11 protein-coding genes are annotated in these 13,893 nt (G+C 60.9%); 7 read left to right on the top strand and 4 right to left on the bottom strand.

Going from position 1 to position 13,893, the window contains the following annotated elements; all coding sequences use genetic code 11:
* Positions 1 to 163: 163 nt before the first annotated feature.
* Entirely contained in the window at positions 164 to 793 is a 630-nt protein-coding gene (locus QWU44_RS07615; protein ID WP_370915088.1) for a hypothetical protein, read from the bottom strand.
* 869 nt (positions 794 to 1,662) lie between these two features.
* Between QWU44_RS07615 and QWU44_RS07610 the strand changes: the two genes are divergently transcribed.
* The 3 genes from QWU44_RS07610 to thrB are packed head-to-tail and all read left to right on the top strand — an operon-like array spanning position 1,663 to position 5,016.
* A complete protein-coding gene (locus QWU44_RS07610; protein ID WP_370915087.1) occupies positions 1,663 to 3,000 on the top strand; it encodes a homoserine dehydrogenase in 1,338 nt (445 codons plus the stop codon).
* 4 nt (positions 3,001 to 3,004) lie between these two features.
* Positions 3,005 to 4,087 (top strand): threonine synthase, encoded by a 1,083-nt coding sequence (gene thrC / locus QWU44_RS07605; protein ID WP_370915086.1) that lies wholly within the window; start codon positions 3,005 to 3,007, stop codon positions 4,085 to 4,087.
* Between the two features lie 5 nt (positions 4,088 to 4,092).
* Positions 4,093 to 5,016, top strand: a complete 924-nt coding sequence (thrB, locus tag QWU44_RS07600) for a homoserine kinase (RefSeq protein WP_370915085.1) — start codon at positions 4,093 to 4,095, stop codon at positions 5,014 to 5,016.
* Positions 5,017 to 5,107: 91 nt separating this feature from the next.
* Here the strand turns inward: thrB and QWU44_RS07595 are convergent, their stop codons facing one another.
* The 3 genes from QWU44_RS07595 to QWU44_RS07585 form a co-directional block, all read right to left on the bottom strand.
* Positions 5,108 to 6,235: an ABC transporter ATP-binding protein gene (locus QWU44_RS07595; RefSeq protein WP_370915084.1), complete on the bottom strand. Its 1,128-nt coding sequence runs from the start codon at positions 6,233 to 6,235 to the stop codon at positions 5,108 to 5,110.
* Between the two features lie 237 nt (positions 6,236 to 6,472).
* Positions 6,473 to 6,766: a DUF2249 domain-containing protein gene (locus QWU44_RS07590; RefSeq protein WP_370915083.1), complete on the bottom strand. Its 294-nt coding sequence runs from the start codon at positions 6,764 to 6,766 to the stop codon at positions 6,473 to 6,475.
* A 129-nt stretch (positions 6,767 to 6,895) separates the two neighbouring features.
* Positions 6,896 to 8,611, bottom strand: coding sequence for a long-chain fatty-acid--CoA ligase (locus QWU44_RS07585; protein ID WP_370915082.1), 1,716 nt, complete (start codon positions 8,609 to 8,611; stop codon positions 6,896 to 6,898).
* A gap of 531 nt (positions 8,612 to 9,142) precedes the next feature.
* Between QWU44_RS07585 and rho the strand changes: the two genes are divergently transcribed.
* Genes rho through QWU44_RS07565 form a run of 4 tightly spaced genes read left to right on the top strand, consistent with a single transcriptional unit; the run spans position 9,143 to position 13,893 of the window.
* On the top strand, positions 9,143 to 11,269 hold the full coding sequence (rho, locus tag QWU44_RS07580) for a transcription termination factor Rho (RefSeq protein WP_370915081.1): 2,127 nt from the start codon (positions 9,143 to 9,145) through the stop codon (positions 11,267 to 11,269).
* A gap of 1 nt (position 11,270) precedes the next feature.
* Positions 11,271 to 12,344, top strand: coding sequence for a peptide chain release factor 1 (prfA, locus tag QWU44_RS07575; RefSeq protein WP_370915080.1), 1,074 nt, complete (start codon positions 11,271 to 11,273; stop codon positions 12,342 to 12,344).
* Between the two features lie 10 nt (positions 12,345 to 12,354).
* Positions 12,355 to 13,209 carry a peptide chain release factor N(5)-glutamine methyltransferase gene (prmC, locus tag QWU44_RS07570; protein ID WP_370915079.1) on the top strand — a complete coding sequence of 285 codons (855 nt, stop codon included), beginning with the start codon at positions 12,355 to 12,357 and terminating at the stop codon, positions 13,207 to 13,209.
* A 33-nt stretch (positions 13,210 to 13,242) separates the two neighbouring features.
* Positions 13,243 to 13,893: an L-threonylcarbamoyladenylate synthase gene (locus QWU44_RS07565; RefSeq protein WP_370915078.1), complete on the top strand. Its 651-nt coding sequence runs from the start codon at positions 13,243 to 13,245 to the stop codon at positions 13,891 to 13,893.

Raw genomic sequence — 13,893 nt, 5'->3', positions numbered from 1 at the left:
TGGAGGCGGCGTGTTTCATGCGGCCCACACAGATCGGCTGATCGACAGAGATACAGCAAGGGGAAATCATCAACTTGAGGATGACAAAGAGAAAACGCCACTCGTCGCCGGTAAAGGCGGAGTGGCGTTTTCAGTTTCCCGGGGAACCGGGAAAACCTAAATCCTAGTGGAAGAAGGGGGCGATCAGGTGATGCTGAACAGCCCAGTTGTAGGCGAAGCTGAAGACGAGAGCCAAGGCACCAAGTCCCAGGGCGAGCTTGAAGCCGCCCTCAGCCTTAGCATTGGAACCCGTTTCTTCCTTCTTGTCGCCATTGTCGGTCCCGTCGTTCTTCTCGTCCGTGTTGGTGGATGAGCCGAAGGCGTTCTTGATCTTGGCGGTGATGTCGTCGACGGAGGAGCCGTTGGCGTCTTCCTTCTTGTCGCCGTTGTCGGTGTCGTCGTTCTTCTCGTCCGTGTTGGTGGATGAGCCGAAGGCGTTCTTGATCTTGGCGGTGATGTCGTCGATGGAGGAGCCGTTGGCGTCTTCCTTCTTGTCGCCGTTGTCGGTGTCGTCGTTCTTCTCGTCCGTGTTGGTGGATGAGCCGAAGGCGTTCTTGATCTTGGCGGTGATGTCGTCGACGGAGGAACCGGAATTCTCACCCTCGGCGTTGCCACCTACCTTCACGGAGGAGCCGTTGACAGTGACATGGGCATTGGCGTTGCCTTCGGTGGCGACGGCCGAGCCGGTACCAGCAAGCAGTGCGAGGGAAGCGACAGCCGCGATTGCGGCGGAGGTGAAACGACGGTTCGTCATGTAAAAAGATCTCCTGATAAGGGTGTGAAGTATGTCGGTTCGGGCATGCCCGACCTAAGCCACTGACAATTTCATCTGTGGCTACATGTGTGCCCACCACATCGTGGTCAGCAGACTCGGTAGATGTGGTGAATACATGAACTGTATCGGAATTGTCGTAGAAGTGTTACATGAATAGTAAAAATCCTGAGAAAATTCACCCAACGGGCGAACATCCAGTTGAGGTAGCCGTGTGAATGTTGCCGTCCGCATAAGAACCTGTCACAGTCGCGGCACCCCCGGTGTAGAACCTGTGTAGTGGCCTGCGCAGGTGGCCTGTGTGCATGAGTTATTGTCCTTCGTCGTTGCGGACGTGCCGCAGACGGTGAGAGAGTGACGTTGCATTGATGATGCCGCGCCGTAGTCGGATGGATTCGTGAGGGAACTCCTTGGATTTGGAGATAGTGGGGTCTCCCGGTTAAAGGGTGAAACTGTCCGGTGGGGCGCGTGAACCCCGTGGTTGCGACTGCATGTACGCCACCGGTGTTCTGTTTTCTTAACCGTCCACAATATGACCTTGTTGATCCGGGGACGTGAAGGTGCGAGGTTGATAGGTCCTCAGGTTTGCGGCGCCTCCCGTATCCGAGTAGCCCGATATGATGAATCGACGGTCTGCCCGAGAGGGCTCCGGACCCTACCTCTGACGGTGAATCCACGGGGATTAAGGCGGTCCATCGGCGAGGTCGGTGGAACACTCTGTCTATGATGGCTGAGTACGCCTCGACATGGTTCGGTGCGCCTGCAGATTGAATCTTGAGTAGGTGGACTGGGCAGATTGTTTCGGCGGAGAATCGGTAGAGCACAAGTCACCAGAACCCACATGGAGCGCCATGACCGTCAAAGAACACCCAACCTATAACCCAGGTAAGGGGGAGGGCAGCCCGGTGGGCGTGGCTCTCCTCGGACACGGAACCGTCGGGAGCGAAGTCCTCAGACTTCTCCAGAACAACTCCGATGAATTCACGCATCGGATCGGTGGACCCCTCGAAGTCAAAGGCGTCGTGGTCGGGGATATATCAAAGCACCGTGATTCAGTAGACGAGGATTTGCTCACCACTAATGCAATGGAACTCATCCAACGCGATGACGTGGATATCGTCGTTGAGGTGATCGGTGGGATCGAGTATCCCCGAAAACTGGTCCTGGCGGCGCTCAAGGCCGGGAAATCAGTGGTCACCGCGAACAAAGCTCTGGTGGCGGCGCACTCCGCAGAGCTTGCTGAGGCTGCGGACGCTGCCGGAGTGGACCTCTATTTCGAAGCTGCTGTGGCTGCCGCGATCCCCGTCGTCGGCCCACTACGGCGTTCCCTCGCGGGTGATCGCATTGAATCTGTGGCCGGTATCGTCAACGGCACAACTAACTTCATTCTCGACGCCATGGATTCCACCGGTGCATCCTATGACGACATGCTCGCGGAGGCCACTCGTCTCGGTTACGCCGAAGCTGATCCCACCGCTGACGTCGAGGGGCACGATGCCGCGTCCAAGGCCGCTATCCTGGCATCCCTGGCGTTCCACACCCGCGTGACTTTTGAGGACGTCCACTGTGAGGGCATCTCATCAATCACCGCACGCGATATCGAGGCCGCCCGCGCAGCGGGGTACACCATCAAACTACTGGCCATTTGTGAACGCATCACCGGCGACGACGGTGCCACGAAGGTCTCGGCCAGGGTTCACCCGACCCTCGTTCCACGGGATCACCCGTTGGCGAGTGTCACCAAGAGCTTCAATGCGGTGTTCGTCGAGGCGGAGGCCGCCGGTCGCCTCATGTTCTACGGCAACGGTGCGGGCGGATCCCCAACCGCCTCCGCGGTGCTCGGAGACCTCGTCGGCGCTGCCCGGAACAAGGTTCACGGTGGTCGTGCACCAGGGGAGTCCACCTATGCGAACCTCCCCGTCGCGCAGTTCGGAGAGGTAATCACCCGTTACCACGTCGACATGGAGGTCGAGGATCGCGTCGGTGTTCTCGCCGATGTCTCCCGGGTCTTCTCCGACGCGGGTATCTCTCTTCGTACGGTTCGCCAGGAGGAGAGTGACGATGCCGCACGGCTCGTCGTCATGACGCATTCCGCGCGTGAAGCAGACCTGTCCGAAACAGTCGAGACGCTCAAGAAGCTCGACGCAGTTAAAACCGTCAACAGTGTCCTTAGACTGGAAGGTGAATGATCCAATGAGCTCCCACAACCCCGTCCACCACGGCTGGCCCGGACTGATCGAGGCGTACCGCGACCGTATGCCGGTGGCCCAGGGGTGGAACGCCGTCACGCTTCAGGAGGGTGGCACCCCGCTGCTGAAGGCCCACCACATCTCCGAGATCACCGGCTGCGATGTCTATCTGAAGGTCGAGGGCCTTAACCCCACCGGTTCCTTCAAGGATCGCGGTATGACCGTCGCAGTGACTGATGCCGTCGCCAACGGCAAGAAGGTGCTCATGTGCGCGTCCACCGGCAACACCTCCGCGTCAGCGGCTGCCTACGCGACCCGCGCGGGCATCAAGTGCTCCGTCCTTATCCCCGAAGGAAAGATCGCCCAGGGGAAGCTCGCTCAGGCGGTCATGCACGGTGCGGAGATCATCCAGGTGCGCGGTAACTTTGACGACTGTCTCGAGCTCGTCCAGAAGACCACCACCGAGTATCCGGAGATCGCCCTGGTCAACTCCGTGAACCCCATGCGTATCGAGGGGCAGAAGACCGCGGCCTTCGAGATCGCCGATGTCCTCGGCGATGCGCCACACATCCATGCGCTGCCCGTCGGCAACGCCGGTAACATCACTGCCTATTGGAAAGGCTACACCGAGTATTTCAACGACGGTGTCACCACGCGTCGTCCCCGGATGCTCGGGGTCCAGGCTGCGGGCGCAGCACCCCTTGTCAACGGTGAACCCGTCACCAACCCGGAGACTATCGCGACCGCTATCCGCATCGGTAACCCGGCGTCCTGGCACTCGGCTGTCGCCGCCCGTGATGAGTCTGAAGGCGTGTTCCGTGCCGCCACCGACGAGAAGATCCTCGAGGCGTACCGGCTCATCGCCGGTAAGGAAGGCGTCTTCGTCGAACCTGCATCCGCATCGTCCGTCGCCGGTGTCCTTGCGGCGCACGAAGACGGCTGGCTCGAGCCGGGCCAGCTCGTTGTCTGCACTGTCACCGGTAATGGCCTCAAGGATCCGACGACGGCGCTGCTGCAGATGCCGGAACCGACCCCGATTGACGTCGATCCCGCTGCCGTGGTCGAGGCACTTGGTCTGAAGGCGTGATCCCGGTGAGCACCGCACTTCCTGTAGGTAAAACCGCGCACGTCACGGTCCCCGCATCCTCCGCGAACCTGGGGCCGGGATTCGACACCCTGGGCCTCGCGGTGAGTCTCTATGACCATGTTGATGTGGAAGTCACGGAGTCCGGTCTCGAGGTTACCGTCGAGGGCCAGGGTGTGGGGGAGGTTCCCCTTGATGAGCGGCACCTCGTGGTGCGTGCTGTTCGGGCAGGCTTGAACGCTGCCGGTGTCACCGTGCCAGGACTCAAGGTGACCTGCCGGAACTCGATCCCTCAGTCCCGTGGACTTGGTTCCTCAGCGTCTGCCGCTGTCGCTGGTGTCGCCGCGGCGAATGGGCTCGCGGGCTTTGTGCTCGATGATGCGGCTCTCGTACAGTTGGCCAGCGATTTCGAGGGACATCCCGATAATGCCGCGGCCAGTGTGCTCGGTAGCGCCATCGTAGGCTGGACCGAGGTACCGGTAGACGGTACGACGAAACCCCAGTACCGTGCCGTGAGAATCCCCACTGACAAGCGGATTCGGGCCACGGCCCTGGTTCCTGATTTCCGTGCCTCGACGCAGGCCGTCCGCCAGGTGCTGCCCAGTGACGTCACCCACATGGATGCACGCTTCAACGTCTCCCGGTGCGCGGTGATGACCGTGGCCATCCAGCATCATCCCGAATTGCTCTGGGAGGGCACCCGGGACCGGTTGCACCAGCCCTACCGTGCGGATGTCCTCCCCGTGACTGCGGAGTGGGTCAACCGACTCCGGAATCGGGGCTGGGCCGCCTATCTTTCTGGAGCAGGACCCACCGTCATGGTGTTGTCCACGGAACCCGTGGATCCGATGATCCTGGACCAGGCGCGGGCAGACGGACTCGTGGTGCACGAGCTTGAGGTGGCCGGACCTGTCGAGGTCACCGTTGACTGATCCGGACCAGCGGACCTGAAAGTCGGGGTGGGCGGGGAGAGGAATCTCCCACCCACCCCGCTTCGTTCAGCGACTGGGGATCGAAAGGACGTCAGGCAATCCGCTCGCCGGTGGCCGCGCTGAAGCAGTGCTGCTGGTTCTCCCGGATCCGCACGTGGATCGTCTCGCCGCGCGTCGGTGCGGTCCGTGGGGGAACCCTCACGATGATGGGCGAATCAGCGGATTCGTCCGGGCCAGATCCGATCGCCGCATCCGTGGCACCCGCGAGGTGACCATAGATGTAGGCGTCGGAGCCGAGCTCCTCAACGAGATCGACGACCACCGGAATAGTTGTGCCCACCTGCTCGCTGACAACCTCGAGACTCTCGGGCCGGAAACCGATCGTGATGCGTCCGCCGTCCGCTTCGGTGAGAGCTGCGACCGTGTCCCTCGGGAGCCGCACCGCAGCGGAACCGAGCTTGGCCTCGTCGCCGTCGACGTGGAACGTCCCGAGGTTCATCGCGGGTGATCCGATGAATCCGGCGACGAATTTGTTGACCGGCCGGTCGTACATGTCCTGCGGCGTGCCGCACTGTTGGAGTACCCCGTCCTTGAGAACGGCGATCCGGTCGCCCATGGTGAGCGCTTCCGTCTGGTCATGCGTCACGTACACCGTGGTGACACCGAGGTTGCGCTGCAACGAGGCGATCTGGGTACGAGTCTGTACACGGAGTTTCGCGTCAAGGTTGGACAGGGGTTCGTCCATGAGGAATACCTGGGGTTTACGGACGATGGCGCGGCCCATGGCCACCCGCTGACGCTGGCCGCCGGAGAGCGCTTTGGGCTTCCGGTCCAGGAAAGGTTCGAGACCGAGGATCCCCGCGGCTTCGTCCACGCGGCGGGCGATCTCGTCCTTCGGGGTCTTGGAGATCTTGAGGGCGAACCCCATGTTCTCCCGGACGGTCATGTGCGGGTACAGCGCGTAGTTCTGGAACACCATCGCGATGTCCCGGTCTTTCGGCAGTACCGAAGTGACGTCGCGGTCACCTATGAGGATGCGGCCCGAGTTGACGTCCTCCAGTCCGGCGAGCATCCGGAGTGAAGTGGATTTTCCGCAGCCTGACGGACCGACGAGAACGAGAAACTCGCCATCATCAATGTGTAGATCAAGTTTATCGACGGCCGGATGATTGGCCCCCGGGTATATTCGGCTGGCCTTATCGAAAGTCACTGTAGCCATGATTGAATTCCCTCCACCGGCAGGTACGTGCCGGACGATCCGAGTGGAGTACCTTCCCCGCCCACCGTGGCAAGGGGTTTACGCCATACGCGGCAGGGTAGCGCGACGTCGAAACCGTGCCCAGATGCTGTGACCAGGGGATGATACCGACTGCACGGTATTGTGCAGATCACTTCATGATGTCACAGTTATGGCCCGGGAATCATGGTCAGGAAAACTCCCCGTGGAAACTCCGGGTCAGGCCATCCTGGTGAATCTGATCCGCCACTCGTCCGGGCCCTGCTGAATGAACTTCATGTCGAAGGATTCCTCACGAGCGGCGATCTCGTTGATCAGGGGGACCGGATTGTGCGGGGCGACGAGGACGAGCGCCCCTCCGATGGGGAGGACCCCCAGTGCACCATGGATGGCCCCGTGTCGGATGGCATGCGGAATGGCAGCCGCATCCAGCTCCGGGATCGGAATCTCTTGTTCAGTACAGCTACAGGTGCCCGTTTTTTCGGTGAGGGGCAGTTGTTCCCGGAGACTCATCGGGGTTCCTTTCAGTGGAGCTGTAGATGATATTCCACGATGTTAATCTCGGATACTCTGATTGTCACCGGTCCCCGATGCGCGAGCTGCCGTGGGGGTTCGCCGGGAGAAAGCCATCCCGGCTCATCGTCAACGCTCGCCAGGGCCCTTGAGTCGGATCACCTCGAAGTCGCCGTCAGCAAGGTGTTTGCGCAGATCCTTTTTGTCGAACTTGTCTACGCTGGTGCGGTCGATCTGTTCCACGAAGGTCCAGTACTCGGGCAGCATCCAGGCCGGGAGTTTCTCGCGGAGTGTGTCCCGGAGGTGTTCCGCGGTGGTTTTTCCGGGGGTGACCCCAGGGTAGAGGACCGTCACAGCGAGGGGCCGTTCACCCCATTTGTCATCGGGATATCCGATCACGGCGGCTTCTACGACCTCATCCGCCTCCATGATCAGATTCTCCAGTTGGACGGAGTAGATCCATTCCCCGCCGGATCGGATGACGTCGCGGGCACGATCCTCAACGGTGAGGAAGCCGTCACGGGTGATCGATCCGACATCCCCGGTGCGCAGCCACCCGTCATCGGTGAATTTGTCGGTGGCGTCCCCGACGTCCGCGCCGCGGAAGCTCTGTGCGAGGCCACCTTTGTCCTCCTCTGGGGAGTGGTAGTAGGAGGCTGTGACCCAGTTGCCACGGACCTGGATCTCGCCCTGGTTCCGATCTGTTCCGGTGACTTCCCGGCCGTCGTTGACCACCCGGAACTCGATGGATGCGGGGAATCTGCCTTGGCTGATTCGATATGTCCAACGGGCTTGGCCGGAGACACCCATCGGTGGTCGGGCGACGGTGCCGATGGGTGAGGTTTCTGTCATGCCCCAGATGTGGATGACGTCGACTCCGTACCGTTCCTCCCACATTCTGATGAGGATCGGTGGTACGGGGGATCCGCCCGCGAAGATCTCCTGGAGACTCATTCGTTCTGGGGGATGCGAGAGATAATGCACCATCAACGAAATCCATAGTGTGGGGACCCCGGATGCCGCCCGTGGGTGGGTCGTCGCGATGATTTTCGCGAGTGTCGGTGCGGAGAGATCAGGGCCGGGGAGAATCATCGGTGCGCCGGACATGAATGCGGATATCGGGACCCCCCAGGAGAGGACGTGATAGATCGGTACACAGCAGAGGAAAGGTATCCCATGGCTCACCGCGAAACTATCCGTGGTCCGGAGGCTCATGGAGTGGAGATACATGGACCGGTGGGAGTAGACGACCCCTTTGGGAGCCCCGGTTGTGCCGGTGGAATAGCAGATCGCGGCTGCGGTGTGTTCGTCGAGGACGGGCCAGTCGTATGTCGTGGGGCGACCGTCGATGAGCGCTTCGTAGGAGTGGATCCTGATGTGGTCGGGTAGATGCGAAGAGAGCGTGTCGATGCCTTGCAGGCCTGTGATGATCACATCCGTGACCCGGGGACAGTGGGTGAGGATCCGTCCCAGTTTCGGAATCAGCCGTGGGTCGGAGATGATGACGCGGTCATTGGCGTGATTGATGATGTGGGAGACCTGATCCTCCATGAGTTGCTTGTTGAGGGGGTTGAACACCGCTCCCATGCAACTAACCGCGAACAGCGCTTCCAGGTGCTCGGCGCAGTTGTACATGAATGTACCGATACGCTGGTCGGAATCTATGCCGAGTTCATCTCGGAGAGCGTTGGCGAGTGCCGCTGCGCGGACCCCGATCTCGCTGAATGTCATTGAGGTTGGTTCACCGTGGTCCCAACTCGTGACCGTCGATGACCCGTGCACGGTGGAACCGTAGCGCAGGATCCTGGTCAACGACATGGGGATGTCGTGCATGGTACTCAGCATGTTCACCACTCTAACCGCGTGCTGATGCGGGGGCAGGGGTCCATGGAATGCTGATGCGGGACGTGTCATTTCTCTGGGGAGCTATGATGCGGACTACCTGTTCGACCGTGTCCGATGTAGGCGTAGACGTGCCGAATACGCTAAAGTAGGTGACTGAACCGACAGGTTAATGCAGTGTGACCGCCAGGGCCGAGGCGCGGAGCCGGATTATCGGGAACGACAATCTTCTTCCGTGCTCCCTCCCATGGCCGCGCACTCGAATGGCCGGGGTGCATGCCCGGGCCAGTTAATACAGCTTCGATGACGGTCTCCCGGCGGTATACCCGAAGGATGAACCGGCCGAAGCACCCAGACAAGTCTGAAGCAGAGCTTCCTCGCTCCCGGATCGCCCCACGGATATTCTCCGGCAGGTGTCCGAAGCCGAGCGGTACTGCGATGACTGATTATTTTCCGTGAAAAGCTGCCGGCAGTACGATCTGCCCAGTGGTGTATGACGCCATCAGTGCCGGTACAGCGATTGAAAGGACTTTCGTGACCGATACGGACAACGCCGTGAACAAGGATCTCGCCTCGTTCAAGCTCACTGAGCTGCGCCAAATGGCGCAGAAACTCGGTATCCGGGGAATCTCCGGCAAACGCAAGGGAGACCTCATCGAGGCAATCCGCGGCGCAGGTGGACAGAGCCAGGCCCCCGCCACAGCCTCAGCACCGGATCAGGGGGAGTCAGGTTCGGATGTCTCCGGTGGAGAACGGCATCGACGCCGGGTCAGTACCTCAACGATCACTCCGGGGGAATCTGCGCGGGAGTCCGCGCAGAGGGGGGATGCGGCAATGCAGCCGGAGACGTCTGCACAGAATGAGCGTCAGCAGCGGAACGGTGCCCACAAGAATGGTGACCCGAACGATGCGGAACGTCGTGATCGAGGCGAAGATCGGGATTCCGAGGCGGAGGGTTCCCCGGGTACTGAAAACAGTGACAACGGTGACGATGACGGGCATTTTGAATCACGTTCGGCTGCGCGCCGGGCACGTCGCAACCGTGCCCGCCAGCAGCGGAAGGGCGGCCGTGACACTAGTGATGACGGTACGCAGGATGACGGCGATGACAATGACGGAAACATCCGTAACGGTAATCGCCGGGACCGCAATCGTGACAGCGGCAGTGACGAGCAGAATTCAGACGGAGGCCGTAACAACAATCGCCGGGACCGCAACCGGGGCGGCGGCAGTGACGAGCAGAATTCAGACGGAGGCCGAAACAACAACCGCCGGGACCGCAACCGGGGCGGCGGCAGTGACGAGCAGAATTCGGACAACAACGGGGGGAACAACCGCCGGGACCGCAGCCGCGGTGGCGATGACAATGATGGTGGGCGGGGTAACCGTCGTAACCGACGTAACCGCCGGGACCGTAACCGAGGCGGAAACGACGCCTACGGCAACAATCACAGCAACGATGATTCTCGCGATGATGATGTGTTCTCTCCGGTCGGAGGTATTCTCGACATCGTCGACAACAATCTCGCATTTGTCCGTACAACCGGGTATCACGCTGGCCCAGCGGACGTTTTCGTGCCGCAGCAGATGGTCCGCAAGTTCGGATTGCGCTCTGGGGATGCGATCACCGGTCAGGTGAAGATGCGTGCCGACGGACAGCCCGCCAACCAGCACAGCGGTGGTGGACGCAACCGGCAGAAGTACAATTCGCTGGTCAAAGTCGACACGGTGAACCAGATGAGTCCGGAAGAGGCACGTAAACGCCCTGACTTCTACAGACTCACCCCGCTGTACCCGAATCAGCGTCTGCGGTTGGAGACTGACCCCAAGGTTCTCACTACTCGACTTATCGATCTAATCATGCCGATCGGTAAGGGGCAGCGTGCACTGATCGTCTCACCTCCGAAGGCGGGTAAGACGACGATCATGCAGAACATCGCCAACGCGATCGCGACCAACAACCCGGAATGCCACTGCATGATCGTGCTTGTGGATGAGCGTCCGGAGGAAGTCACCGACATGCAGCGTTCAGTCAAAGGTGAGGTCATCGCCTCCACCTTCGACCGTCCGCCGAGCGAGCACACGGCTGTCGCCGAGCTCGCTATCGAGCGTGCCAAGCGCCTGGTGGAGGAAGGGAAAGACGTCGTCGTTCTACTCGATTCCATCACCCGACTGGGACGCGCGTACAACAACAGCTCTCCGGCGTCGGGACGCATTCTGTCTGGTGGTGTGGACTCCAACGCACTCTACCCGCCGAAGCGTTTCCTCGGTGCCGCCAGGAATATCGAGCAGGGTGGTTCATTGACAATCATCGCGACTGCCATGGTCGAGACCGGTTCGGCCGGCGACACGGTCATCTTCGAGGAATTCAAGGGTACCGGTAACGCCGAGCTCAAGCTCGACCGCAAGATCTCTGAGCGTCGGGTGTTCCCGGCCGTCGACGTCAACCCGTCCGGCACCCGCAAGGACGAGCTTCTGCTCGCCCCCGAGGAAGCGCGGCTCATGCACAAGCTACGTCGGATTCTGTCTGCCCTGGACAATCAGCAGGCAATTGATCTGCTACTGAAGCAGTTGAAGAAGACGAAATCCAATGCAGAGTTCATGATGCAGATCGCTTCGTCGGCGCCGATGGCGTCTGACGGCGAGGAGGAGTACTCCTAAGATGTCGAACCAGGTTTCCGCTGTCGACGACATCCTCTCCGAGTACCAGGGCCTCGAAGCACAGCTCGCAGACCCGGAGTTGCACAATGATCAGACGGCCGCCCGTAGAGTCGGTAAGCGTTATTCGCAACTGCAACCGATCATCCGCGTGCACGGTGAGTTGTCTGCTGTGCGTGGTGATCTTGAGGCAGCCCTTGAGATGGCCCACGAGGATGCCGAGTTTGCCGCTGAGGCCGAACGTCTCTCCGAACGGAAGATCGAGTTGGAGGAGAAGCTCGCCGACCTCCTTGCTCCTCGTGATCCGCACGATGCCGATGACATCGTGATGGAGATCAAGTCCGGCGCCGGTGGTGAAGAGGCGGCGCTCTTCGCCGGCGAGCTCGCCAGGATGTACCAGCGTTTCGCTGAGAAGCACGGCTTCAGTACTGAAATTCTGGGGCTCAGCGAATCAGATCTCGGTGGAGTTAAGGACATGACCTTGTCCATCAAGTCGAAGCAGCCTTCTGCGGACGGTGCGTGGAGCGTCTTCAAGTTCGAGGGTGGTGTTCATCGGGTTCAGCGGGTGCCCGTGACCGAGTCACAGGGGCGTATCCAGACCTCCGCAGCGGGTGTTCTCGTCTATCCGGAGCCCGATGAGATTGAGGCCGTGGAGATCGATGACAAGGATCTTCGGGTGGACGTCTACCGTTCATCGGGCAAGGGAGGCCAGGGAGTCAACACCACCGACTCGGCTGTCCGTATCACACACCTGCCCACGGGAATTGTTGTGACCTGTCAGAAGGAACGTTCACAGATCCAGAACAAAGCTCGTGCCATGCAGGTTCTCGCAGCCCGGCTGCAGCGGCAGATCGAGGAAGCCGCTGACGCTGAAGCCGCAGAGGGCCGTGCTGCCCAGATCCGCACCATGGACAGGTCTGAGCGTATCCGGACCTACAACTGGCCCGAAAACAGGGTCAGTGACCACCGGATCGGATACAAGGCCAACAACCTCGACACCGTTCTGAACGGTGATCTTGAGGATCTGTTCGCCGCGCTCCAGACCGCGGAACGCAACGCCCGTCTGGAAGCTGAGTAGAGGTATCCACGTGCAGCTCACGGTAACCGCTGCCGTGCGCGACGCTGCGGCGGTTCTTTCTGCCGCGGGCATCGACACGCCGCTCGTCGACGCCCAGTTGCTCGCGGCACATCTTCTTGGCTGCGGGCGGATGGACCTCTTCCTCCGTGGCGGGGAACCGGCACCGGAAGGCTACGCGGCGCTCGTCAGGCGACGGGCCCGAAGAGAGCCTCTCCAGTACATCACCGGAACTGCTTCCATCGGCGGGCTTGACCTGGCAGTCGGTCCCGGGGTTTTCATCCCGCGCCCCGAGACTGAACTGCTCGCAGCCTGGGGAATCACTGAACTCACTAATTTGGCTACCCCCGTCGTCGTTGATCTCTGCACCGGCTCGGGGGCACTCGCGATCGCGGTTGCCTGCTCGGTCCCTGATGCCACGGTCATCGCGGTCGAATTGGATCCGGACGCAGCCCGGTGGGCACGGAGAAATATTGATGTACATGCTCCCCGTGTCCGGCTCGTTGAGGCCGATGCGACCCGGATGGACATCCTCCCGGATCTTCAGGGCAGGGTGGACCTGGTACTTTCGAACCCGCCGTACGTTCCTGAGCGCGGATCGGAGATCTTGCCCCCTGAAATATCCCATGACCCCTACCGTGCCGTATTTGGTGGCATAGATGGCATGGAGGTCATCATCCCCATGCTCGAGACCGTGTATAAACTGCTGAAACCGGGGGGTATCTGTGGAATCGAACATGATGATTCCACCGGAGGTGCGGTACGGGCGGCGTTCTCCGCGCACGGTGGGTTTAACCGGGTTCGGACCCGGAGCGACCTGGCGGGTCGGGAGCGATTCACCACGGCGAGTAGACTCGGACACTGCTGAACGAGGTTCCACCCGGAAAGAGAGAACAAACCAGTGAGCCGGATCTACAATTGCCTGAACACCGAGGACCGCGTCAACGGTGTAGCCGCTGCCGTCAACGCGGTCAAAGGCGGCGGGCTCGTCGTCCTACCGACGGACACGCTGTATGGAATCGGGTGCGACGCGTTCGATAATCGTGCCGTCGGTGACCTGCTTCGGGCGAAGCACAGGGGACCCGACATGCCGGTTCCTGTTCTCGTCGGAAGCTGGTACACGGTCCAGGGACTCGTCCGTGACAATCAACCGCAGGTGCGTACTCTTATCGAGGCGTTCTGGCCCGGTGGACTCTCCATAGTCGTCGTCCAGGCACCGAGTCTTCCCTGGAATCTCGGAGACACCCGTGGCACGGTGATGCTCCGGATGCCGCTGCACCCGGTTGCGATCGAGCTGCTGAGGGAAACCGGGCCGATGGCGGTTTCAAGTGCGAATATTTCCGGTCAACCTCCGGCAACAACAGCCGAGGAAGCCCGGAAGCAACTCGGTAGCACCGTTTCCGTCTATCTCGATGGCGGAACCTGTCTGACGGGTCAGCCTTCGAGCATTATCGATCTTTCCGGGAGTCGCCCGCGACTGCTCCGGGAAGGGGCCGTCCCGGCTGCACGGATCGCTGATGCGCTCGGGATCTCTCCGGAGACTCTGGCCTGA

The sequence above is a fragment of the Corynebacterium sp. CCM 9203 genome, from assembly GCF_041357675.1.
Lineage (GTDB): Bacteria > Actinomycetota > Actinomycetes > Mycobacteriales > Mycobacteriaceae > Corynebacterium.
This window is presented reverse-complemented; position numbering and strand designations above follow the sequence as displayed.

Bases quoted from the DNA above. Each gene is read 5' to 3' on its own strand.
- QWU44_RS07615 (WP_370915088.1), bottom strand. From the start codon at position 793: ATGACGAACCGTCGTTTCACCTCCGCCGCAATCGCGGCTGTCGCTTCC.
- QWU44_RS07585 (WP_370915082.1), bottom strand. From the start codon at position 8,611: ATGCTGAGTACCATGCACGACATCCCCATGTCGTTGACCAGGATCCTG.
- QWU44_RS07590 (WP_370915083.1), bottom strand. From the start codon at position 6,766: ATGAGTCTCCGGGAACAACTGCCCCTCACCGAAAAAACGGGCACCTGT.
- QWU44_RS07610 (WP_370915087.1), top strand. From the start codon at position 1,663: ATGACCGTCAAAGAACACCCAACCTATAACCCAGGTAAGGGGGAGGGC.
- QWU44_RS07595 (WP_370915084.1), bottom strand. From the start codon at position 6,235: ATGGCTACAGTGACTTTCGATAAGGCCAGCCGAATATACCCGGGGGCC.
- thrC (WP_370915086.1), top strand. From the start codon at position 3,005: ATGAGCTCCCACAACCCCGTCCACCACGGCTGGCCCGGACTGATCGAG.
- prfA (WP_370915080.1), top strand. From the start codon at position 11,271: ATGTCGAACCAGGTTTCCGCTGTCGACGACATCCTCTCCGAGTACCAG.